The sequence below is a fragment of the Rhodococcoides corynebacterioides genome (assembly GCF_019834675.1).
Taxonomy (GTDB): domain Bacteria; phylum Actinomycetota; class Actinomycetes; order Mycobacteriales; family Mycobacteriaceae; genus Rhodococcoides; species Rhodococcoides corynebacterioides_A.
This window is the reverse complement of the sequence record NZ_JABUBU010000005.1, coordinates 81,080-104,676: the sequence shown is the minus strand read 5'-3', so window position 1 is coordinate 104,676 and position 23,597 is coordinate 81,080. Positions and strand designations below refer to the sequence as shown.

17 protein-coding genes and 1 pseudogene are annotated in these 23,597 nt (G+C 68.4%); 7 read left to right on the top strand and 11 right to left on the bottom strand.

From position 1 onward, the window contains the following. The first annotated feature begins 71 nt into the window (after nucleotides 1–71). On the top strand, nucleotides 72–569 hold the full coding sequence (locus HQ603_RS09230) for a hypothetical protein (protein ID WP_222684251.1): 498 nt from the start codon (nucleotides 72–74) through the stop codon (nucleotides 567–569). On the opposite strand, the gene HQ603_RS09225 is transcribed toward HQ603_RS09230, so the two are convergent. Beyond that, nucleotides 563–838, bottom strand: coding sequence for a hypothetical protein (locus HQ603_RS09225; RefSeq protein WP_222684250.1), 276 nt, complete (start codon nucleotides 836–838; stop codon nucleotides 563–565). The genes HQ603_RS09230 and HQ603_RS09225 overlap by 7 nt on opposite strands. 155 nt (nucleotides 839–993) lie before the next feature. Between HQ603_RS09225 and HQ603_RS09220 the strand changes: the two genes are divergently transcribed. Both HQ603_RS09220 and HQ603_RS09215 read left to right on the top strand, forming a co-directional pair. Then, complete coding sequence (locus HQ603_RS09220; protein ID WP_222684249.1) at nucleotides 994–1,365, top strand: hypothetical protein; 372 nt, start codon at nucleotides 994–996, stop codon at nucleotides 1,363–1,365. Then, nucleotides 1,362–1,988: a DUF6308 family protein gene (locus HQ603_RS09215; protein ID WP_222684248.1), complete on the top strand. Its 627-nt coding sequence runs from the start codon at nucleotides 1,362–1,364 to the stop codon at nucleotides 1,986–1,988. The genes HQ603_RS09220 and HQ603_RS09215 overlap by 4 nt, the downstream gene beginning before the upstream one ends. A 21-nt stretch (nucleotides 1,989–2,009) precedes the next feature. Here HQ603_RS09215 and HQ603_RS09210 read toward each other — a convergent pair whose 3' ends face one another. From HQ603_RS09210 to HQ603_RS09195, 4 genes are read right to left on the bottom strand one after another with little or no spacing between them, the layout of a single operon-like run. Continuing rightward, nucleotides 2,010–2,333, bottom strand: coding sequence for a hypothetical protein (locus HQ603_RS09210; RefSeq protein WP_222684247.1), 324 nt, complete (start codon nucleotides 2,331–2,333; stop codon nucleotides 2,010–2,012). A 17-nt stretch (nucleotides 2,334–2,350) separates the two neighbouring features. Then, nucleotides 2,351–2,896 carry a hypothetical protein gene (locus HQ603_RS09205; protein ID WP_222684246.1) on the bottom strand — a complete coding sequence of 182 codons (546 nt, stop codon included), beginning with the start codon at nucleotides 2,894–2,896 and terminating at the stop codon, nucleotides 2,351–2,353. Between the two features lie 47 nt (nucleotides 2,897–2,943). Then, nucleotides 2,944–3,819: a pentapeptide repeat-containing protein gene (locus HQ603_RS09200; RefSeq protein ID WP_222684245.1), complete on the bottom strand. Its 876-nt coding sequence runs from the start codon at nucleotides 3,817–3,819 to the stop codon at nucleotides 2,944–2,946. Further along, nucleotides 3,809–4,135: a hypothetical protein gene (locus HQ603_RS09195; RefSeq protein WP_222684244.1), complete on the bottom strand. Its 327-nt coding sequence runs from the start codon at nucleotides 4,133–4,135 to the stop codon at nucleotides 3,809–3,811. Before HQ603_RS09195 ends, HQ603_RS09200 begins: the two co-directional genes overlap by 11 nt. Before the next feature lie 192 nt (nucleotides 4,136–4,327). Between HQ603_RS09195 and mobF the strand changes: the two genes are divergently transcribed. Together mobF and HQ603_RS09185 are read left to right on the top strand one after the other, a co-directional pair. Next, a complete protein-coding gene (gene mobF, locus HQ603_RS09190) occupies nucleotides 4,328–10,561 on the top strand; it encodes a MobF family relaxase (RefSeq protein WP_261773624.1) in 6,234 nt (2,077 codons plus the stop codon). Between the two features lie 47 nt (nucleotides 10,562–10,608). Beyond that, entirely contained in the window at nucleotides 10,609–11,253 is a 645-nt protein-coding gene (locus tag HQ603_RS09185; protein ID WP_222684242.1) for a hypothetical protein, read from the top strand. A gap of 26 nt (nucleotides 11,254–11,279) precedes the next feature. Here the strand turns inward: HQ603_RS09185 and HQ603_RS09180 are convergent, their stop codons facing one another. The 6 genes from HQ603_RS09180 to HQ603_RS09155 form a co-directional block, all read right to left on the bottom strand. Continuing rightward, on the bottom strand, nucleotides 11,280–16,916 hold the full coding sequence (locus HQ603_RS09180; protein ID WP_222684241.1) for a helicase-related protein: 5,637 nt from the start codon (nucleotides 16,914–16,916) through the stop codon (nucleotides 11,280–11,282). Nucleotides 16,917–17,029: 113 nt separating this feature from the next. After that, nucleotides 17,030–17,641: a hypothetical protein gene (locus HQ603_RS09175; RefSeq protein ID WP_222684240.1), complete on the bottom strand. Its 612-nt coding sequence runs from the start codon at nucleotides 17,639–17,641 to the stop codon at nucleotides 17,030–17,032. Nucleotides 17,642–17,879: 238 nt separating this feature from the next. Continuing rightward, nucleotides 17,880–18,287, bottom strand: coding sequence for a DUF4913 domain-containing protein (locus HQ603_RS09170; protein WP_222684239.1), 408 nt, complete (start codon nucleotides 18,285–18,287; stop codon nucleotides 17,880–17,882). Then, on the bottom strand, nucleotides 18,284–20,200 hold the full coding sequence (locus HQ603_RS19100; protein WP_222684238.1) for a type IV secretory system conjugative DNA transfer family protein: 1,917 nt from the start codon (nucleotides 20,198–20,200) through the stop codon (nucleotides 18,284–18,286). The genes HQ603_RS09170 and HQ603_RS19100 overlap by 4 nt, the downstream gene beginning before the upstream one ends. Then, a complete protein-coding gene (locus tag HQ603_RS09160) occupies nucleotides 20,197–20,664 on the bottom strand; it encodes a hypothetical protein (RefSeq protein ID WP_222684237.1) in 468 nt (155 codons plus the stop codon). Before HQ603_RS09160 ends, HQ603_RS19100 begins: the two co-directional genes overlap by 4 nt. Beyond that, entirely contained in the window at nucleotides 20,661–21,377 is a 717-nt protein-coding gene (locus HQ603_RS09155; RefSeq protein ID WP_222684236.1) for a hypothetical protein, read from the bottom strand. The genes HQ603_RS09160 and HQ603_RS09155 overlap by 4 nt, the downstream gene beginning before the upstream one ends. Before the next feature lie 660 nt (nucleotides 21,378–22,037). On the opposite strand from HQ603_RS09155, the pseudogene rplL reads away from it, so the two are divergent. Continuing rightward, nucleotides 22,038–22,433: pseudogene (gene rplL / locus HQ603_RS18895) on the top strand (50S ribosomal protein L7/L12); the annotation flags it as partial. Between the two features lie 365 nt (nucleotides 22,434–22,798). Then, nucleotides 22,799–23,362, top strand: a complete 564-nt coding sequence (locus tag HQ603_RS19225; protein WP_222684234.1) for an RES family NAD+ phosphorylase — start codon at nucleotides 22,799–22,801, stop codon at nucleotides 23,360–23,362. The last annotated feature ends 235 nt before the right edge of the window (nucleotides 23,363–23,597 follow it).

Genomic DNA, 23,597 nt, shown 5'->3' with positions numbered 1-23,597 from the left:
ACGACTGTAAAACACGACACCGACACACGCATCACCGACGACACCGCTCGGCGACGTGGGAGGCTCGAGGCGTGCCCGACCCCGACGACCCTCGCTATCGACGCACCGGGCTGAGCTGGCGGGTGCAGGCGATGCTCTGGCCGGCGCTCTGCACCATCGCCACCTGGGTCGTCGTAGTAGTCATTGACATCTCCCAGGATGGCCTCAACCTCTTGGGCCTCGTGGCGTGGATTCTCATCGGGGTTCCGATCACCGTGGTCGTGGTGTGCACGTTGCTCGGGGGAACGGCGGTTCTCGTGGCCCTGGCGGTGCGGGCGGTGATGCGTGTCCTGGCCCCGATCGCGCCGGGGTGGGTGCGGGCCGTGGTGGTGGCTGTCCCGACCGGGGCCGGTGTCGCGGCCACTTTCCTGACGTTCATGGCGTGGGTCGGTGTCGAGGAAACGGCGGTGGCCGACTACTGGCGGTTCGCCGCGGGTATCGGTGCGGTCGCGGTGATTGCATCCGCGATCTACTCATGGGACCTGTTCGACAAACGCCACCTGGTGGGGTGGCGGCGCGAGGGTCAGTAGTAGCGGCGCGGGTAGGTGCTCTTGCTGCCGTTGCCGACCGACCCGCCGAGCAACGCGAGCGGAATGGCGAACAGACACACGGCCGCGATCAACGCGAGCACGGCCGCGCCCGCGACGAGTGCGCCGATGACGACAGCACCGACGGCGAGCGCGCCGATCACGACGAGCGCGTTGGCGACGAACCCGACGACACCGCGGCGGGTATCGGCGAGATGGCGGACGAGGAGGATCAGCAGTCCTCCGCCGGCGATGGCGAGTGGAGTGAGCACGAGCGGTCTCCCGTCGGTCAGGTGATGCACCACGAACGGCGGATCAGCGCGGCGCCCACGAGGTGTGTGCCCGCTGTTTACACCGGGGGTACGACACGCGACCGTCGCGGCGCCGCAGCATGGTCGCACGTGTGGGTCGCTGGATTGTCGGCGTCGTGTGGGAGCCTCCCGCGATGGCAGATGACAGCGCATCAATCGAGCCGCGGATTCGGGTCCACGATGTGATCGACGGGAAAGCCGAGAACGGAACCCATGCCGTGTTGGTCGGGTCCTTTGTCGAGGTGATGGTCAGGCGGCACGAGCAGTCGGGACCGTGGGCGCGTGGACTGTTCGTCGACGCCACCGGTTCGATCCCGTTCTGGCTCTTTCCGCGTGCGTTCGCGCGCACCGACCGCGCCTGCCTCGACGGGGCGACACCGGTCGTCGTGAACGCCTGCGTGACGGTCTCGGAGTCGTTGACCGCGCTGGTGGTCAACGAAGTTTCGCGTTCCGAGTCCGCGCACGACCTGACAGAATTCGCATCGTGAGTGTCACCCTCCCACCACCTCTCACAGCCCCGACCGACGACGACGCGGTAGCGCTTCTGCGTGAGTATTACGGTCAGACGTACCTCGACAGCGGGTGCTACACCGGCGCATTCTTCGACAGCTGGGCGCCGCAGAATCGCCAGGCCGATGCAGATCGGTTCACCGCAGACGACCTCGTCGCGGTCACCTTCCTCTCGGTCGACATCGGTGCACGAGCTGCACGCGAGCTGCTCGTCACCCGTGCCGACGAGTTCGCGGAGCTGCTTGACGCTGTCGGTCCCGATCACGACCTCGTCGACGATGCCGACGCTCTGAACCGCGACTCGCCGCTGTGGCGTCTCGAGACGGAACTGTTGAGCATCAAAGACATCGGCCGGACCAAGGCGACGAAACTGATGGCCCGCAAACGTCCTCGCCTGGTTCCGATCTACGACGTCGTCGTCGGTGAGATTCTGGGTACGACGCTCTCGCATCACAACCCCATTCGCGAGGCGCTCCGCGCCGACGGCGGCGCTCTCGATGCCCGGCTGCGTTCGATCAGAACGCTGGCGGATCTACCCGACGACATCAGTGCGCTGCGCGTCCTCGACGTCATCAGCTGGATGTGGGGCAAATCCAACTGAAAGCGCCGGCGGCACGCCTCGTCAGATGCGCGGCGGCGCGGTCCAATCATGGTCGAACACGCGGCGCACTTCCGTATGCCATTCGACACCCACACCGTCGGTCCATCCGGAGCCCGGTCGACCGGTCTGGCCGTTGACGACCAGTGCGGCGAGCGACGGTTCATCCTCGCTGCGATTCTGCTCGGAGAGATGGTCGAGTATGTGGCGCGCCTGATTGCGAAGGTCGACACCCCGGACACCGATAGCGGCACCGAGCTCCCCGTAAGTCAGCAATGACTTGCGCAGTGCCGCCACCACCAACGCTGCACGTGCACGCGATACGTCCGGACCCCAGTCTTTGGCCATGCGAAGAACGCTAACGTTCAGAACAGCGTCGGGGCGGCAATCGCGTTCGCGTCGGTTCCACTGAGGGCGGCGCGTAGTCGGCCGGGGTCGTACCCATCGAGCAACGCGTCGCGGATGGCGACGGCACGCCCGTACCGGCCACGCGGGTCGCGATAGGCAGGGGTCGGTCCGAGGTGCCTGCCAATGGCGACGGCGTGCGCGAGGTTCGCCGCTTGGGTGCCGAGTTTGAGGTGCCCGTCGCCGACGCGCACGCACAATGACTCGTCGCAATCGTGCTCGCCGATGACACCGTCACCGAGGTCTCCATGCACGATAACCAACGCCACCCGATGCGCGGACAGCGTGCGAGGGGTGCCACCGTCGGTGAAGGTGAAGCGGCCGTAGCCGTCGGGGTAACTGACCGAGCCGCGCCAGAGGTGACACGTCGGCGTGACAACCACTTTCGCCCAGAACCGCGCTACGGTTCTCGCCGGCAGCGGTTCTCGCAGCGGCCGCCAGGCCCGTGTGGACGCGGGGACGGCGGTGTCATCACCGAACAACGCCAGTTGCGATATTTCGCTCACCTCGCCGTGCCTACAGGCCGTTTTCGTTCGTGCCGGTGCACTGTCGTTCACGCGCTCGGCGGAATGTGTGACCCGTCAGGCCACGTCGTCGTTTCGTCGTAGCGGGGGTCGAACGAGAGGTCACTCAAGTCGAGTGCAGCCCGAGTGAGATCAGAGCCGGTGAAGTCGGCGTACGTGATTTCGGCATCGGTCAGATCAGCTCGCCTCAATGTTGCGTCGCTGAAGTCTGCACGGGTGAGATCCGCACGGGTCAGGTCGGCGCCAGTGAGATCGGCGTCGGCGAGGCACGCGTCGGTGAGATCGGCACCGGTGAGGTCGGCGCCAGCGAGACGCGCGTCGGTGAGATCGGCGTCGGCGAGGCACGCGTCGGTGAGGTCGGCACCGACGAGAGTTGCCCGAAGGAGATCAGCCGCGAAGAGGCCGGCGCCGGCGAGATCGACACCGGTGAGGTCGGCGTCGGTGAGATCGGAATCGGAGAGGTCGCTGAGGCTGAGGTCGGAGTCGGCCAGGCTAGCGCCGGTGAGCCGGGCTCTCGTGAGATCGGCGCTGGCGAAGCACACGCCGGTGAGGTCGGCTCCGGTGAGGTACGCGCCAACGAGGTCGGCGCTGGTGAGGTCTGCGCCGGTGAGGTCGGCGTCGATGAGGTACGCGCCGTTGAGGGTGGCGTCCTGCAAGTTGGCGTCAGTGAGGTCGGCGCCGATCAAATCTGCACCTGAGAGATCAGAGCCGCTCAGATCGGTGTCCTTCAGCTCCGCGCCTCTGAGGTAGGCGCCGCGAAGGTCCGCGTCGACGAGGTTGTCGTCTTGATCATCCTCGCCTTCGAGAGCAGCGCTGGCGAGCAGCTCGACGAGCCAGTCGTCTTGTGCTCGATCGGTGTAGTGGTCATCGGCCGACGAATCGATCGACCGTGAGTCAGTTGACATATGCCGCTGCGTCGGAATCGTGGTTTCGAAAGCTCGTGTCTGGATCGGCGGAGAGCAGGGCGACAAGCTTGCGTGCTTCCCCGAGGGGGATCCCAGTCAGCGTCGCGGCCGCGGAGAGTGTTCCCTCTCGTGCGCGGATCTCGTCGAGCGCCCGGGCCATCGTCAGACGGGCCGCGTCGATTTGTTCGGCAGCAGCGAAGAACGTGGTCAACGTGACGATATTCGCCTCGTCTCGCCGCTTGCGATCCGCCAAGACCTTCTGTTGCGCCGCGCGCGCCCGGGCGCGCGCGGTCATCCGGGCCTGAGTCGCTGCCATGCCGACACCCTAGCCCCACGACCCGACAATCTCGCCATTCCTGACACAACCTCCTCCCACATCGCCGATCCGCCACCGTTACCCAGCCCAGCCGACCAACGTTTGTCCGTCGCCCCGAATCAGCCCAACCGCAGGCCCAAAATCCCACACACCTCATGCATTTAAGTCACCTGCGGTACGGTTCGGTCTGTGATGGGTCTGCACAAGCTCACTGCCGGGGACGGGTACACGTACCTGACCAGGCACGTTGCAGCAGCAGATTCCACCGAGCGAGGCGCCGCCACACTGTCGGAGTACTACTCGGAGAAGGGTGAATCGCCCGGCCGGTGGACCGGCACCGGTCTGGCCGAGCTGGGCTCGATCGCCGAGGGCTCCCGGGTGTCGGAGGCGCACATGAAGGCGCTGTTCGGCGACGGCCTGCACCCCGAGGCCGACACGATGTACGCCGAGACGTTCGCCGCCGAACTGACCGCGGGCGCATCGGCGAAGACCGCTGCGCGCACCGCGGCGGCGTCGATCCGGTTGGGGCGGGCGTTCAAGATCGACAACGGAGCCTCGGACTACCGCATCGCCTGCGCGAAGGCGTTCGTCGAGCACAACCTCGCCGGCGGCGAGAAGTGGAACGCCCCCATCGACGCGGACGAGCGCGCCACCATCCGCACCCGGGTGGCGACGGAGATGTTCGCCCGCGAGTACGGACGCGCACCCGCCGACGAGCGTGAACTGTCCGGGTGGGTCGCGAAGTCCGGCCGGCAGAACACCAAAGCCGTCGCCGGATTCGACCTGACCTTCACCCCCGTCAAGAGTGTGTCGGCGCTGTGGGCGGTCGCACCGCGAGAAGTGGCCGAGCAGATCGAAGCCGCCCACGACGCGGCGATCGGTGCGGCGCTCGAGTACCTCGAAGAGCACGCCTGCTTCACCCGGCTCGGCAACGGCGGTGTCGCCCAGGTCGACGCGAACGGCTTGATCGCGGCCGCGTTCACGCACCGCGACTCGCGTGCGGGGGATCCGAACCTGCACACCCACGTCGCGATCAGCAACAAGGTCTCCACCACGCTGCCGGACGGCACCGTCAAGTGGCTCGCACTCGACGGCGCGGCGCTCTACCGCAACAACGTGCCCGCCTCCGAGGTCTACAACACCGCACTCGAAGCGCACCTGCGTGAGCGCATCGGCGTCGAGTTCGCCGACCGCCCCAGCGAGGACCGCAGCAAACGTCCCGTGCGCGAGATCGTCGGGATGGACGACCGCCTCACCGAGCGGTGGTCCTCGCGGACCGCTGCGATCACCGCGCGCACCGCGGAGCTGTCGCGGCAGTTCCAGCTCGACCATCACCGCGAACCGACGGCCATCGAAGCGATCGGCCTCGCGCAGCGCGCCACCCTCGAAACCCGCGAGGCCAAGCACGAACCGCGCAGTCACGCCGAGCAGCGCGGTGGGTGGCGCGCCGAGGCGATCGAGGTCCTCGGGTCACCGGAGTCGCTGTCGGAGATGGTCGCCGGCGTCACCGGCCGCACCCGCACCTCGGCGAGCGTGGACGTCGACGATCCGCGGTGGGTCGAGCAGTGCGCCGCCGAGGTCGTCGAGGTCGTCTCCCGCGCACGCTCGCGGTACCGGCGGCACAACATCCGCGCCGAAGCGATCCGCCGTGTCCGGTCGGTGAACCCGCCGGCCGAGCGCATCACCGAACTCGTCGAGGCGGTCACCGACCGCGCGTGCAGTACCGATCTCGCGGTGTCGTTGGGGGAGGAGGTCGGCGACGACGTCGCCGCCGACCTCGCCCCTGCGGTGATGCGTCGCCGCGACGGACTCGACGTGCACACCCGCCACGAAGCGACGTTGTTCACCACCACCGACGTCCTCGACGCGGAAGCACGCATCGTCTCCCTCGCCGCACGCACCGACGGCGTCGCCATCGCCGACGAGCACGTGGAGATCGCGCTGCTCGAATCCGTCGCCAACGGCCGCGACCTCAACGCCGGACAACGCTCCCTGGTGCGCGCGATGGCCACCTCGGGGGCGAAGGTGCAACTCGCCCTCGCACCCGCCGGCACCGGCAAGACCACCGCGATGACAGCGCTGACGCGGTCGTGGCAGAACGCGGGCGGCCGCGTCGTCGGGTTCGCCCCGACCGCCGCCGCCGCCGCGGTGCTGCGCCAGGACATCGCCACCACGACGGACACGGTGGCGAAGTTCGTCGACATCACCCGACGCCTGCGCGACGGTGCACCGGTGTCGGTGCCGCAGTGGTACACCGACATCGGACCGGACAGCCTCATCATCGTCGACGAGGCCGGCATGACCGGCACCCGCGACCTCGACGAAGCGGTGTCCGCACTCGCCGCGCGCGGTGCGACGGTGCGGCTGATCGGCGACGACCAACAACTCGCCGCCGTCGCCTCCGGCGGTGTGCTCCGCGACATCGCCGACCGCGTCGGCGCGCTGACCCTCTCGCAGGTGGTGCGCTTCCGCGACCCGGTCACCGGCGCCGCCGAAGGCGCAGCCTCGCTGGCGTTGCGCGACGGCGACGACGCCGCGATCGGCTTCTACATCGACCACTCCCGGCTGCACGTCGGCTCCATCGCCGCCGTCACCGACGACGCCTACACCGCCTGGAGCGCCGACCGCGCCGCCGGCAAGGACGCACTCCTGCTCGCCCCGACACGCGAGTTGGTGGCCGAGCTGAACACCCGCGCCCGCACCGACCGCCTCAACGCCGCGGGCGGCCCCGTCGGACGCGAAGCGTTGCTGTCCGACGGACTGTTCGCCAGCGTCGGCGACGTCGTACGCACCCGCTCGAACGACCGCCGCAACCCGCTCTCGCAGACCGACTGGGTCCGCAACGGCGACCGCTGGCAGGTCGAGGACGTCACCGCCGCCGGTGACCTGGTGGTGCGGCACCTCGAACTCGGCCGCACCGTCACCCTCACCGCCGACTACGCCCGCCGCGCCACCGAACTCGGCTACGCCGGAACGGTGCACTCCGCGCAGGGCTCGACCGCCGACACCTGCCACGTCGTCGCCACCGGCGAGGAAACCCGCCAGCTCGCCTACGTCGCGCTCACCCGCGGCCGATTCGCCAACCACATGTACCTCGCGACAACGTCGGACGGTGACCTGCACACCGCGATGACCGAACGCGGCATGCTGCCCCCCACCGCCGTCGACGACTTCCGCGCCATCCTCCGCCGCGACGGCGCACAGATCTCCGCGCACTCCACCCTCGCCGCCGCCGCCGACCCGCACCGCGCACTCGCACCTGCCGCCGCCGCTTACGACCACTCCGTGGCCACCGCCTGCGAAGCACTCGCCGGACCGACGGTCATGGCCGAGATCGACGCCGCCGCTTTCGCCGCGGTCGACGGCCTCACCGACGACGCCGCCTGGCCCGTTCTGCGGGGGCACCTCGCGGTCCTCGCCGCCCGCGGCGACGATCCCGTCGCTGCGCTGAACGCCGCTGCCGCCGGCCGCGACCTCAGTGCCGCCGCCGACCGAGCCGCCGTACTCGACTGGCGACTCGACGCCACCGGACGCCACCACGGCGGCCGCGGACCGCTGCCCTGGTTGCCGTCGATCCCCGACGCGCTGGCCCGCGAACCGGAGTGGGCGAGCTACCTCGACGCCCGCGCGGCCGCGGTCACCGCGCACCGCGACGCCATCGCCGCCGACGTCGCCACCTGGACACCGACCACCGCACCGGTGTGGGCGCGCCCGTTCCTGAGCGCCGACGACACCGCCGAGCTGCTGACCGACCTCGCGGTGTTCCGCGCCGCCCACGAGGTCGACCCCGCCGACCGCCGTCCCACCGGTCCCGATCAGTACGCCGCCACCTCCGCCGCCGCCCAGCGCCGCCTGGACACCCGCGCCGACGCCGTGCTCGGCAGCGCCAACGACGCCGTGACACGGTGGCGTCCGTTCGTCGACGAGCTCGACCGCCACATCGCCCGCGACCCGTACTTCCCGGTCCTCGCCGATCGCCTCTCCGCCGCCGCCCGCGCCGGCATCGACGTGCACGCCCTGGTGCGGGACACCCTCACCCGGGCGCCGCTGCCGGACGAGTTGCCCGCCGCCGCACTGTGGTGGCGACTGTCGGGTGAGCTGTCGGCCGCTGCCCTCGACGCGGCCGACACGAGCGGTGACCTGACCCCGGTGTGGGCACCGCTGCTGGCCGAGCTGGTCGGCGAGAGCACCGCGCGGCGCATCGTCGCCGACGCGGCGTGGCCGGCGTTGGTGGCGACCGTCGACGCCGCCGACCCGAGCATGTGGACCCCCGGTGAGCTGCTCGGTACCGCCTACGAGTGCCTTCACGGCGGCATCGACCCGGTCGAGCACGGCCTCACCGTCCCCGCGCACGAGCTGACCCGAGCCTTGACGTGGCGCGCCGAGATGCTGGTACGCGAGAACCACCTCGCCCGCACCTATATCGGCCCCGACGTCGAACCCCTCTCCGTCGAGGACGAGGAAGCACTCGCCCCCGTCGACGACGCGGTCGGTGACCGCGCCGGTGATGTCCTGCCGTCCGAGTTCGCCGACCCCGACCGGCTCCCACCGCCGGTCGGCCCGCCCGCGGCCGCAGCGCAGACAGACGCCCGTGTTGCGGCGGTTCCTATCGAGCTGGACGCCGACTACCTCGCCTCCCTCGACGCGCTGGACGCGCCGGCCGAGTACGACGACGCACCGCCGCCCCCGGAGTACGACCACGGTGGCGACGACGTCGAGCACCGGGCCGAGCCGGATGCCGCGCAGAACGGCGACGACACCGCAGCCGGGGACGACGAGATCGACCCGTTCGAGGCGATGCTCACCGCCGCCGACCGCATCGCCCTGCCGTATCCGACGGTCACCCGCGACGAACGCGTCCGACTCCTGCGCGCCGACCTCGACGCTGCGCGCGCCCGTCGCCGCGAGCTGCGCGCCGCGATCACCGCCGGCACCAGCCCCGCGCTCTCCGCCGCCGCACCGATGATCGCCGAGATGAGTGTGCGCGCGGACCGGCAGAAGCCGGCGTTGGTGGCGATGCTCGACGCCCGCCAGGACTGGACCGACGCCGCCCTCGCCGCCGAAACGCAGTGGCACCACATCGACACCGTCCTGCGCCCCGCCGCCGCATCCGCAGCGGCAGCCGCCGAGGCGGGGGAGGACGACACCGTCGTCGACGCGCGCCGCGAGTTGGACTGGGCGATCTGGCAGGTCGGGTTCGCCGACGAGGCAGCGGATCGGGCGCGGGCTCGCGCTCACGACGCAGCACGGGCCTACGAGGACACCGTCGCCGCCGACGGGGGAGCTGTCACCCGCACCGACGTCGACGCCGCCCGCCTGGCAGCGGAAGAACTCGACACCGCGGCATGGTTCGAGCAGGACGCACTGTGCCGCACCCTCGACGGGCAACTCGTCCGCGCGGAGAACGCCGTCCGCCGCGCCGCCCTCACCACCGACACCCCCGCACCCACCGCAGCGACAGACGTGGACTCGGGCGACGTCGAGGCGGTGCCGACCGGCGTTGCCCCCGAGAACGCCGTGGGCATACCGGAGCACACCCTGTATCCCGCCGACCCGACGGAGACGGCCCAGTCGGTCGAGCCGCGGGTGTCGGCATCGCCGCCGGCCGATCCGGCGGCGACCGGCGACGTCGATGCCGAACTACGTGCGGCAATGCGCCGAGACTCGATTCGCCTACTTCCCGACGCGGATCTCCTCATGCTGGTCACTCGCGCCGGAAGCCGCACGGAACCCACCGTTGTCGCGGACACCGAGGCACTACACGCGCGTCTGCACGAGCAGGCCTCCGCGATAGCCGCCTGGCGCGACGTCGACAACGAACGTCGCCGCCTCGACACCGAACTCATTGACGCCCGGACTGATTTCGCTTCGCTCACCGCGCGCCTTGGTGGAGCCAAACGGCGAGATCGCAAACCCCTCGAAGTGGCTATCGCCGCCGCACGAGCGCGCACCGAGCAGCTTGCTCAGCAACTAGACGGCGCGCGCCGCGCCGCCGACGCAGCCGCCGGTCGAGTGCGCGCCGATCGCGCCGACTGGGCGAAGATCATCGACCGTGTCGCGGAGGGGCGCCGAACGAGCGACCTCACTACCGCCGCGATATTCGACGACGTCATCGCCGAACACGGCCGCCGGCGGCGCCTGATGCTGCTGCACCCCGAACGCGCGAGTGCCGAGCAGCGAGTCAGAGCGAGCGAGACCCGTATCTCCACGGTGAACGTGTCCTCGGTCGCAGGGGTCACCGACCTGAACCCCACCCGTACACCGGATACCGACGTGAAAGAGCGCGAGCGGATCCAGTCGGTCACTGGAGCCGGGGGCGCGACACCCAGCGGCGCGACCGAACACGGGCAGGAAACGAGTCGCCCATATGGGGTGCAGGCGGACTTCGACCGGGCACCTGACCAGGGCATCGACCCAACTAGCTGACGGCTGCTCTACTCCAAGACCGACTCGACTGTCGATACGCTGCCGCTATGGGTTCCGGCTTCTTCGATCAGTTCCAACCGACGGACCACCGCAGGCTGATCATGCGAATAGGTCGGGCCGGAATGTTCGAGTACTCCATGTTCTTCCGCGAGGCCGCTAATCGACTGGCTGCGTCGTTCACGGGTGTCCCGTTCGATGACACCATCCTGATTCCGTGGCTCTACCTGCATCGACACGCGGCGGAGCTGACGCTGAAAAGTGCCATCGTCGAAGCGACCCGACTGAGGCGCGCAGGGGGCGACCACGACCCATCGCTGTCGGCGGACGAGACGAAGGACCGACTCAGGAAGACGCTGGGCCACAAGTTGGTGCCACTACTCGATGAACTGGACGACCATCTTCTTGCCCTTGATCTCACCGTCACTGACGCCAAGACACGAAAGGCTCTCGCGCGCCTCGCGCAGCTCGACCCGGCAGGGGAATCATTTCGCTACGCCGGCACGCTCAGCGAAAGGGACGACCGCGCCGATTTCCTTGCCCTCGACGCGGCCATGCGCGAGATGTCTGACTTGCTGGCCGCGACGATGGACGTACTCGATCACTATGCGGACATGCAGCGAGACATGGCTGAGTTCTACTACGACTACAACGCTGATCTAGCCCCCGATCTCGCCGACTACATGGACCTGTAGGACCTCATCAGGGGCCCTTTCCGTCCTCACTCCACCTCCGGTCCGTTGTCGAGGTCCGGTCCGCTGGGGGCGTCGGGTCGAGATCGCGGTGGCTCTCGGTCTGATCTGCTGTCGGGGGCGGTGTCGGTCGGGGTCGGCGCGTGGTGACGGTACGTACTGCCAGCGCCGCTGTCAGGGTCGGTTCCGGGGGAGGCGCTGATACCGGTGAGTGCGTTTCGTTCCAGCTCGCGCATCATTGCTCGGACGGCGTCGGCACTGCCCAGGCCGGTTTCTTCGACTTTGGCCGGGGTCGGGTTGAGCAGCAGTGACCATCCGGGTTCGCGGCCTTTCGCGGCGGCTCGTTCGGCGCGGGCGTCGTTGCGTGCCAGCGCCTCCGGGCTCGTTTCGGCTTCTTTGATCTCCCGCCGGAGTTGCGAGACTTGGTCGGACAGGTCGGACAGTTGCGCGGCTTTCGGGAAGTCGGACAGTTCGGTCGCCTCCAGGGTTTCGAGTCGGTGTTCGTCGCGGTCGAGGGAGCTTTGGGCGCGGGCGAGGTCGGTGTCGACGGTGAGGGCCATGTTCTCGATGCGGGTGAGTAGTCCGAGTGCGTGCTGGGTGCGGTCGCCGTCGCCGATGCGCGGGTAGAGCGTGTGCGCGTCGAGGGCTTTGGTCGATGAACCCAACCCGGAGAAGGACAGGTAGAGCGCACTGTCGGACGCCGGTCTCGCCGCTTCGATGGTGAATCCGCTCATCTCGACCACGGTCAGTGTCTTGGTCAGCCCCGCCCCCTTGAGGGACTGGTAGGCGTTCTGCAGGGCCGCGGCGAGTGCGGGTCCGGCCTCGGCGCGGGTGGGGTGGAACTGGCCCCGCACGGTGATGCCGGGCCAGGTTTCCTGTTCGCGCCGTTGCCGCAGGACGGGTGCGGCGGCCGCGAGGGCCGCGATCCGAGCTCTCGTCAGGGGCACTTCTCGCCGTAGGCGGTCTCGGTCGCGTTCGATGGAGCGTTGCTCGGCGAAGTGCGAGTCGGCTTCCGATTGCAGCTCTTGCAGTTGCGCGTCGAGCTCGATCTGGCGGATGTACCGGTCGTCGCCCGTGGCGAGCGCTTTGGTCATCGCCGAGTTCTCCGCGAGGGAGTCCGAGTCGAGGTCGACGACCCGGCGCATGGAGCGGTCGGCTTTCTTGAGCTGTTCGATGAAGTGCGCTTTGCGGTGCACCGTCTGCCACATGACGGTGTCGAAGGTCCTCTCCGCGACGTAGTTGAACACCTGGACGCGGGCATTCTGGTTGCCCTGACGGATGATGCGACCTTCTCGTTGTTCGAGGTCGGCCGGTCGCCACGGCACGTCGACGTGGTGCAGGGCGATCGCCCGGTCCTGGATGTTGGTGCCGGTGCCCATCTTCTCGGTGGACCCGAAGATCACCGACACCCGTCCGGTGCGGCACCGCTCGAACAGTCGCGCCTTCTCCGACGGTTTCGGGTAGTCGTGGACGTAGGCGATGCGGGAGGGGTCCATTCCGCCGTCGATCAGCTCGTCGCGGATGCCGTCGTAGATCGACCAGGAGCCGTCGGTCTTCGGGGTGGAGCGGTCGCAGAACACGATCTGCAACGCCCCTGGTGTCGGATGCGGTTGACCGGCCGAGTCGAGGTAGACGGTGTCTCGGGATGCGCGGTGCACCGCGAGGATGCGGTCGGCGACGATGTGGGCGCGGGAGTGCTGCGGCGGCGCGGGGTCGAGGTGCGCCGCCCGCGGGTCGAGGGTGGCGTTGCGACCATCGCCGGCGATCTTGAGTGCGTTGTCGAGGTCCGCCCGGTCGCGTCGGAGGTTGTCGGCCCGGTACCCGAGGTCGGCGATGAAGTCCTGCACTTCCACGGCGGGGGTGAACAGGACGTCGGTGTTGCGTCCACCGTCTTTGACGGGCAGGTTCGCCGGCACCTGGTCACGGGTGACGGCGTCGGTGAAGACGCTGGTCATGCCGATCAGGTCGCCGACGTTGGTGAACTCTCCGACGCGGCTGACCGCTCGCAGACGCGAGCCGGAGGAGTTGAGTTCGACCCGTTCGACGGTGTCGGTGAACGTGGCGCCCCAGTCGTTGATCGACGCCACTCCGGCGTCGTCGAGCAGGTCCGGTCGCAGGTAGTGCTGCATCACCCACAGTTCGGCGAGCGAGTTCGCCACCGGGGTGCCGGTGGCGAACGTGGCCACCCGCTCGATGTAGTCGTCGGCGGGGATGCCGTTGGTGACGGCGTCCTCTCGGCGCATCGAGCGCAGGTAGGCCAGTTTGAGGTCCATGTCGCTGGCGCGGTTCGAGCCCAGGTTGGACAGCTCGACGATGCCCGAGGTGCGGGCGAGGTTCTTGAACTCGTGTGCTTCGTCGACGAACAGGTAGTCGCATCCGGACGCTTCGAAGGTCAGCCCGAGGTCTTTTCCGGCCTGATCGAGCGCGGCGTTCAGTTTTTCCTCGAGTCGCGCTTTTGCGGCCTCGATGCGCTTGCGGGTCGCGTCGCCTTCGACGGTGCTCAGTGCGGTGTCGAGTTCGGCTACCTGGTCGCGCATGTACTCGGCTTTGGTGCCGGGGTCGACGCCGATGGCGGAGAACGCCGATCGGGGGACGATGACCATGTCCCAGTCCTGCGAGGCGGATTGGGCGATGAGCAACCGCCGGCCCTCGGCGTCGGTGGCGGCGGATCCGGAGAGGATGCGCGCGGCCGGGTACCACTGCCCGGCCTCGCGGACGACCTGGTCGATGATGTGGTTGGGCACCACGATCCACGGTTTGGTGGCCAGTCCGAGCCGGCGCAGCTCCATCGCCCCCATGAGGATGGTGCCGGTCTTCCCGGCGCCGACGACGTGGTCGAGCAGCACCGTCGGCTCGGAGACGATGCGGGCTGCGGCGTTGCGCTGGTACGGGTACGGGGCGTACTTCTCCCCGAGGCCGGGGAAGCTCATGTGCGCCCCCGAATGCGTCGGCGCGACGAGGGAGTTGAACCGGTCGTTGTAGATGTCGAGCAACTGCTCCCGACGAGTTTCGTCGGCGTGCAGGGCCCACTGGGAGAACTCCTGCCCGAGCCGCCGCGCCTTCGACTGAGCGGCGCGGGTGGCGGCGTCGTGAATCGGTGGGGCACCGGCGGTATCGCGGAACTCCTTCGAGGTGGCGATTTCGATGGGGTCATGGTTGAGCAGGTCGGTCAGCAGGTCCTGCCAGTCGTAGTTGCCGGCGCGGACGCCGGCGTTGGAGATGCCGCGATCCTCGGCGGGGCGGTGCTCGAAGTTGTAGGACGTCGACCACGACCCCCGTTTGGGAACCAGTGCCCATTTGAGGGTTTGTTCGTGCTCGCCCTTGTAGGGGTCCACGTCGACCTCCCACCGGCCCTGGACGCGCTCGATGGTGACGGTGGTGTCCTCGGGCACCTCGAACGTCTCACGCACGAACTGGACGTAGGTCTCGATCGGCACCCACGGAGCCCCGAGTGCCACGTCGACGTCGGTCTTTCGTGGTGGCACCACCGCGGTGAGCGCGTCGACGTTGGCGCGGTAGCGCGGGTCCAGTGCGGCGACCTCCTCGGCTTCGGCGAGTTTGCGGCGCACGTTGCCCGACAGATACGTCGACGCGCCGACCCACCGGGTGGGGTCGGACAGGGTGCGGAAGGCGTGCCCCTCCATCGCGGTTTCCGCTTCCTCGGTGGTGACCGCGAGCAGCTCGGCGATCCGGGGGACGTCCAGGCGCGCCGACTCGTCGAGGCTGATCGCCATCGCTTCGACGACGGTGTCTGCGTGGGTGCGGACCTGCCGCGGATGGATCACGTCGGTGTGGAAGATGGCGGCCTTGCGCGCGGTCATGGTCTCGTCGTCGAAGTGTTCGAGCGCGAGGACCGGGGCGAACGTGGGATCGGTGCGCAGCGTGCGGCCGAGGTGGTTCTGCAGCTTGGTCGGGGTGCGGGGATTGACCCACGCCCGCTCGGAGAGCTGATCGAGGACGTCCTCGGGGACGTCGCCGGCGAACGGTGCACCGCCGGTGCCTTCGTCTCTGCGCCAGGCGTCGATCAGCGCGGCCAGGGCCTTCTCGTGCTGGTCGTCGGTGAGGTCCTTGGGCACGGTCATGGTGAACCGGTTGATCGGGCCGTAGCGGCCGACGTAGGCGTCGTACTGCTGCGCGAGGATCTCGCGCAGCGCCTGGCGCTGACCGGTAGTGGTGGCGGCGTCGCGTTGGGCGTCGATGAGGGCGTGGGTGGTGTCGCGCAGCTCAAGCAGTTGGGACCATTCGGCGACCTGCTTGGGGCCGCGGGTGTTCACCGTCTCCCACTCACCGTGGCCGTAGCGTTCGATGGTGCCGGCCGGCCGGTTGTGCCGCAGGGTGCCCACTGCCAGGTCGTCCTCCGCCGGCAGTCGTCCCGCGGCGAGGAGTCCGCGGTCGAAGTCCTCGCGGGTCGGGCCGAGGGTGTCGCGCCAGGACGCGGTGTGTCCGAGGCCGCGCGCTCTCGCGGTGTCGACGATTTCGGTCAGGCGCTCGGCGACCAACGCGGGGAGGTCGTCGCCGTCGCGGGCGTCGACGGACAGGGTGTCCTGCCCGTACATCCCGTGCCCGATGCGCAGGTCACCGAGCACCCAGTCGGGGTGTTCGGTGAAGACGGCGTTGATCGGGACTCCCTTGTCCTCTCCGGTGTCGTCTCGGGCCGTGGCGTTGGCGAGCTGGAGGAACTGCGTCGTCAGCGTCGACGGCTCGCGGCCCTCCTCCCGGCGCCGGAGAACGAGGACGTCGGTGACGACCTCGGTTCCGGCGACACGGCGGAACGCGGTGGAGGGCAGGCGCACGGCACCTACGAGGTCGCCGAGCGCGGCGATCTCGCGGCGCGCCCGCTGGTTCTGCGCATCGAGGGTGTACCGGGAGGTCAGCAGCACCGCGTACCCACCGGGGGCGGTCAGCGCCAGCGACTTGACGATGAAGTGGTTGTGGATGGAGTGCTTGGCCTGGTTGTGCACCGGGTCGTAGAGCCGGTAATCCCCGAACGGCACGTTCCCGATCACCGCGGTGAACGAACTCGCCGGGACGGAGGTCCGCTCGAACCCTTCGGCGCGGATCTGCGCCGACGGGGTCAGGGCCGCGGCGATCGCGGCGGTGGTGGCGTCGAGCTCGACACCGACCATCTGCGCCGACGGCGGCGCGTGAGTGATGAAGGTGCCCGACCCGCATCCGGGTTCGAGGACGCGGCCGCCGGAGAAGCCGGCGTTCTCCAGTGCCGCCCACATCGCGTCGGCGATCGCCGGATCGGTGTAGTGGGCATTGAGGATGGTGCGCTGTGCCTGCGCGTACGCGGTGTCGTCGAGCAACGCCCGAACCTGAGCCCGTTCGGGGGCCCAGTCGCTCTGCCGGGGGTCGAACACCTGCGGTGTCGCACCCCAGCTCGACCATCCCGCGAGAACGGCCTGCTCTGCCGGGGTGGCGTACCGGTTCTGCTCGGTGACCCGGGCGAGCACGCCGAGCGCGTCGATGTTCGCCCGCACGCGGGCCCGCGCCCCCGACGGCACCAGCACCTCGCGGCCGGGCCGGAAGTCCACCGGCTCGACCGCGCCGTGGATCGAATCGTCAGCGACATCGGCGGCGGGGGAGAGATCGGCGGACTCGACAGGACCGGTGGCGTCGGCGGGGCCGACGGCCTCGACGTTCTGCGGCGGGGTGGGGTCCACTGCGGGAGGGAGCGGAGCGCCGCCGATGTCGAGGGAGGCGGGGTCGATCGGCGCAGCGCCGTCGGCGTCGGCGGCGAACAGGTCCAGTTGCGCGTCGTGCGCCGCGCGGCGAGTTACGTGCCGCTTGCCTCGGCCACCCGCGCGTCGAGCTGGCTCGTGAACGAGGGAAACAGCGGGTGGTTCGGCGACGTCGGGTACGGCTGGTCGTCCTCGATCCGCGCCGCCAGCAGGTGCACCGCGTAGTACCGGAACGTCGGCGTCCGGTCCGCCCAGAGCTGCTTCATCAACTGCCGGGTCGGGCGATCCGGGTCCGCGCAGTTCAGCGGGTTGCGCCACCGTTCCGGGTCGGACCGGTGCACCTGAATCCTCGCCGCGTCCCGCTCCGCTTCGCGGTCCGGGCTCTCCTGATCCGGTGGGTACGCCTCCATCTCCTCCGGCAGATCCTGCCCGTAGATCTCCTCGGCGATCACGTAATCCGTCGCCTGCGCCCACGCCTGATTGATCAGACCGACCTGCTCCATGTACGGGGCCGGGTGTCCGTTCTCCCGCACGTACCGGGCCAGCACCTGCTCCTGCAGGTGGACCTTCATGTTGTCGATCCGCTCCGCGATCCGCTCGCTCTCCCGCTCCGCGAACTCCTGCTGATCTTCCGGGCTCAGCTCCGGCGGCAGCCCCACGTGCTCGAGGTAGAGCTTCATCACGTCCTGCACCGCTGGGTCGATCATGGCTGTCACTGTCCTCTGCGTCGGCGAACAAATCGAGTTGGTTGTCATCGGGTGTGGTGGCCACGGGGTGCGCTCCTGGGGGTCGGACGAGTCGACCGGGCCGCCCACGACGGGGCGGTGGTCGTTAACGTCGTCGTCGGCCGGAGCGCGAGTCCGGCCACATGGCCCTGGTGGGTCTTGCAGGACCCACCAGGGTCTCTCACGGTTGGTTTGTGTCAGGGACGGTGCGGCGGGTCTGTCAGTCGAGACCGTCGAACCATCCCGGCGGCGGGGCGACGAGAGTCGCCTGCAGGGGCCGGGTATCGACGTGGTTGTCGCGGGTGCACTGGTACATCGGGCCGGCTTCGGCGTCGAGCAGCACCCGCAGCGTCGGGTCGGCATCGTGGAGCCACCACGCCGACCCTGCGCCGCGGTCGTCGCTCGCCTTGGCTTTCTCCCAGGCCAACCACAGGTCACGCAGGCGTCCCACCACCTCGTCGTGACGCCACCACTGCGGGCAGAACACCCGACCCCGACCGGCGGTCCCCGACAGCCGGCGGGCAACGGTGACCGAGAACCATCGGTCGAACCACACCGCCATCGACTCGAACACCAGGGTCGGCGGTACGGCCGAGTCGTCGTTGTCGTGCTCGTGCTCAGTGGTCACAGGAACGGCTCCTTCGGCTCGTCGTTGCCCGAATGGTCGACCACCGCGTCCTCGTCGCCGCCGAGGGCGACGGGCAGGACACCGGGGATGCCGTAGCGGGTGTTGGAGTCGGCGATCCGGTCCTTGTAGGGGCCCTCGTTGCAGTAGAGCTTCTCCACCAGCACCGGGTGGTTCGCCGAAATCTGCACCAGCGCACGGGTGTTGGGCAGTGCTGCCAGGTCGTCGACGGGCAGGATCGGCTCACGCGACCAGGACTGGCTCTTCGAGCTGGACCCACCGCCGAGACCGCCGCCGCTGCGCGAGGTCGTCCAGCGTTCGACGTCGTGGTCACCGACCAGTGCGGACAGATCCGCGAGGGTGTTGCGTTCTTTGATGCCGCCGCCGTACCAGAGGAAGTTGGCGGCATCGAGGAGCTGCTTGACGCCCTCGGGGCCCCACACGTTCTGCGCTTGGGCGAGGTTCTGGATGACGGCCATCATGCAGATGCCCTGCGAGCCGAGGTGCGAGTACCAGGCGGGCAGCTCCGGCAGGCGGCACACGTTCGCGGCCTCGTCGAGCACCACCAGCATCGGCACCGGCAACCGTCCACCCCGACTTCCCCTCGCCCGCCGCTGCGCGGCGTCGACGATCGATCCGATCAGCGCCGTCGTCAATGCCGCCGAGGAGTCGGGCCCTTCTTTCGACAAGGCGTAGAGGGTGTCGGTGCCAGCGACGAAGTCGTCGATCACGAACTCGGGCATGGCATGCGGGTACTGCACCCGACCGATGTCGGTGTCGCGCAGGCCGGGCCGCGTGAGTTCCGCTCGCACGGGAGGGACCACGCTCATCGCGTAGGTGCGTTCTTCGAGCAGGCCGATGAACCGGCGGGCCATGTCGTACAGACCGTCACGCTGACGCTGGTTCAACCCGGCGGTGGCCCGCAGCCGCTTGGCGACGACGAGGTGGCCGTGTTCTTCCAGGATGCGTTGGGGCAGTTCGTTGTCTTCCTCCGACAGCCACCCGTAGACGTGGAGCAGATCGCCGCCTCCGGCCGCGGCAGCCAGGATCATCTGCGCCAGCAACTCCTGCGCGCCGCCGTCGAAGTAGGAATCGACCTTCGAGCCCGATTCCCGGCCGGCCGCAGCGAAGTACGAGGCGAGCTTGCGGGCGGTGACGATGCGGTCGATGCCGTGTAGCGGGTTCCACCAGAAGCCGTCTCCGGCTGCCCGGTCACTGTCGGCGATGTTCTGCAGGTCGTATCGCCACGCTCGCCCGACCTGCTCACGCACGCCGCGGGTGAGGTCGTGGCCGTCGCGTTTGTTCGAAGTGAACAAGGCGGGGCCGGGTGCCGAGCACAGGGCGTTGATCGCCAACGCCGCCGTCTTACCCATGCGAGGGCCGGCGACGGCGAGCAGGACGTCCTCCCACGACATGAACACGTCCTTGCGGCCGACGACCGTGCGTCCCACCACGACTCCGATGTCGCGGGCCTCGAGATTGCGGTCGGTGACCTCGGCCAGCTCGGGCCGCAGTCGCCGCGCCTTGTCGCGGGCCTGTTTGCCGGTCACCCCAGTCAACTGCGAGGGCGAAGCCATCAGCTTGGCTCGGGCGTCGATCGACGCACTCGGTCCGCGCCGTTGCCGGCGCAGGTACCCGGCGAGGAACACCAGAGCGAGGACAGCCAGCGTGCCGAGAACCAGCAGCACTGTGGACACGGTCGGCCACACCAGTTTCCCGGTGGCGACCTCGATCAGCGCTTGGAACGGGTTGCCTGGGATCGATGCGCCGGTGCTGGTGAGGGCGTGCCCGGCGCGCAATGCGCCGTAGGCGGCGGCGACCAGGGCGATGAACCCGAGGACGAGGGCCAACTGGATCGTCGACGAGCCGCCGGAGGTTCCGGCGCCTTTCGAGGTGGGGGTGCGGGTGGCGTTCACGCCGCATCACCGCCGTCGCGGCCCGCGGTCGGGGTCGCGTCGAGGGAGAAGACGGCACCCGGCGGGCGTGGAAAGGCGAACGTTTTACCGGTGACCGGTGCGGACAGGGCAACCGCTGGGCCGTCGATCAGCCACCGCTTGTTGGCAGTGGTCGTCGGTCGGGGCGCGCGTCGACGAGTCGGAGTCAGACCGATGAGAAACAAGACCAGGACGGCCGCGGCCGCGATCAGGACGAGGGTCGAGGCGAACGGCCACACCAGCGTGCCGTCGGCGACCTCGATCAGCGCCTGGAACGGATTGTCGGGGACCGGCGTTTCGGTGCCGCTGAGGGCATGCCCGGCGCGCAGTGCGCCGTAGGCGGCGCCGGCCAGGGCTGCGAAGCCGAAGACGAGGCTCAACTGCAGCGTTGCCGAAGCGCCGGGGGCTCCAGCGTCTGCCGAGGTGCGGGTGCGGGTGGCGTTCACAGCGACACCTCCTGGTCGATGTGGGTGGCGTGATCGAACGCAGGTGCCGGCAGGGAGCGGCCGTGGTTCGCGTTCTGCGCGGGTGCAGCGTCGGCGACCGGCCCTGGGGAGGCGAGCTCGGCGGTGGTGACGTCGGTACCGGGACGCACTCCGGCGACGGTGTCGGCTTGGGCGTCGGCCATCACTGCCGCTTCCTGCTCGGCGTCGACGGCGGGGTCGGAGACGAATGCATCGACGCCGGGATCGTCGGCGGTGTCGAGGTCGAGTTCCTCGTGCAGCTCGTCAAGGTCGATGCCGGCGTCCTCGAGAACCGAGTTCCAGGCGTCGGCGTGCGCGATCGCGGTGGTCCAGGCGTGCATGGCCTCGCCGGTGCCCTCCGCGTTGTAGTGGGCTGTGGCGGCGGCGGACACCTCGCTGGCGATGCCGGCCCGGATCGCGGCGCGCAGCAGACGATCCGAATCGAGGTCGCTCTCACGAGTGACGTCTCGACGAGCGCGTCGGTAGGCGGCAGCGGGGCGTTCGATGCGGTGTGCGGCGTAGCGGCCGGTCTCGGCGGCGCGGGCGTGTGCGAGGCGGTCACCGATGTCGCGGCGTGTCAGTGCGTCGATCGCAGCCTGCACGCCGATGCGGTAGCCGACCCGAGTCAGGGTGCGGCGCTGCGCCGCCGACAAGCGGGGCGAGGACGAAGGACGGTCGAGAAAGGGGAGCGTCATGAGACGGGGCCTTGTCTGGGAGCGTCGGCCAGCCCGCGACACCACACCGAACACGCAGCCCACGACAAAACCGTGGGCGGCGACGGTGGTCGCTGCTGGGTGGACGCTCGACCGTGACCCTCATCGACGGTCGAACGGTCAGAGCATAACGAACTGCGTCGCGGACCGCACGACTCGTTGGCGCCGGCTGTAGACCATCGGCGATCGACGTCAGAGCCCAGGCCTCAGGGCTGCTGCAACCGATGGTCTACACCGTTACAGATTCGCGGATGCTTTATGACCTGTGTTCACAGCTGCCGCGTACCGGACCGGAATGCGCTCTACCTGTTCACCAGCGCCACGTCCGGGGTCCTCGCAACCCGCCCAGTCAGCGAGTACGGCCAGCGACCGTCGAGTCATACGGCCGCGATGGTTCCGAATGGCGAGCACCAGCCGTCCAACCAGGTGCGACGGGCACCAACACCGGCTGATCTGTCGAACGGGCGCTTTCCGTGAGCCAAACCGACCGCTTCTCAAAGCCGCCTAAGGTCGTCTTCACTGAACGCGCCCTCGAATGCCATGGCCGGGTCGAGGAAGCCCGAATCGCCACCCAAGCCAACGTACCGGCCGTCGGATGGTGATTCCTCGGCCGCAGAGTCGACCCAACGCTATAATCTCGGAATGACGGACTGGCGTTCACGCATTCAGTCGGACGAACTAGTGGATCAGTTCAGGGAACTGACCCTCTTGGAGCTCAGCGAATTCGTGAAGGCATTCGAGGAGACCTTCGAGGTCACCGCAGCTGCCCCCGTCGCCGTTGCTGCTGCCGGCGGAGCTGTTGCTCCCGCCGACGCGGCTGAAGAGCAGGACCAGTTTGACCTCGTCCTCGAGGGCGCCGGCGACAGGAAGATCCAGGTCATCAAGGTCGTTCGTGAGGTCGTTTCTGGCCTGGGCATCAAAGAAGCCAAGGACATCGTCGAGAGCGCTCCGAAGGCCTTGTTTACGCGAGTCGATAGAAAGGCAGCCGAGGCCGCTAAGGTCAAACTTGCGGAAGCAGGCGCACTGGTCCGTGTAAAAAAATCTTCGCCCGCCAACAGGGCGGCAAGATCCGAGACGGTCAACGCGCAATTAACAGCTGTGCTGGGTCAATTTGTCGAATTGCTTGGAAGCCCCGCTGCCGCGGCGGCGAGCCTAGGCATCGAAAGCAGTCAATTATCACCAACAGGGATCCGGGCCGACCACGACCGCCTATCTCAACTGGGTCGGATCCAAATAGTAGGTTCCGAATTTACTAAGTACTGGAACCGTGCACTCTTCAGTGACTGGCTACGAACACCAAACGGCCATCTAAATTTTAGTTCACCATTGCAGATGCTCGATCTTGGCGAAACCGAAACGGTAATTGCCGCCATACGGTCAGACGCATATGGAGTCTACGCATAGTGCTACTCTATCGGATTGCACCTTACTCATCCGCTGCCGCGGACTCGTCGCAACCTGGGCACCCCTCTTACCTGCACAAACCAGCGCAAGGGTACGGGCGAGTGGACAATGCCGGAATTTACGACGTCTGGTACTTATCGCGCACCGAAGCTGGTGCGGTCGGCGAAGTATTTGCGAGGTATACAGAGTGGCAGGAGGTCATGTTCGACTTCCGGGCTATTGCTGGTGCTCGTTATGCACTACACACTTATTCAGTTCACGATGACTGCAAAATCATTGATCTAGATGATGCGCAGGCGCTAGTTGACGTCGGGCTTCGACCAACACAAGTAGTCACGCGCAACCGCACGGTAACCCAGCGGTGGGCTCAGAAACTATACAACCAAACGACAATGACAGGAATGGCTTGGGACGGAGTTCAATGGTGGTCGCGACACCATTCCGACTGGCCGGTTCTTGGCCTATGGCGAACAGCACCTACCTACGTGCGAACATCCGAACTATCTATGGCACATAGCGCCGTCGTGGACGCCGCCGGAACTCTTAACCGAAGAACCAAGTAGCTCTCTCGTTCAGTGGAACAACCAGAAAGCTGCTGACGGGGTCGGTTCGCTCGATAACCCGAAATACGGAGGTATGCGGAGGATTTACTAGAAGGTGGGCTTGTCCCGCGCGAGGTGGCGCGAATGCAGGCGATGAGCCGCCGGCACACATGTGCCTGCGCCCCGGGCTACGCGGCCCTCCCTCGGCGGTAGTTCGTCGACCAAGTAGTGCATTTATCGGGTCCGTACATTCCAT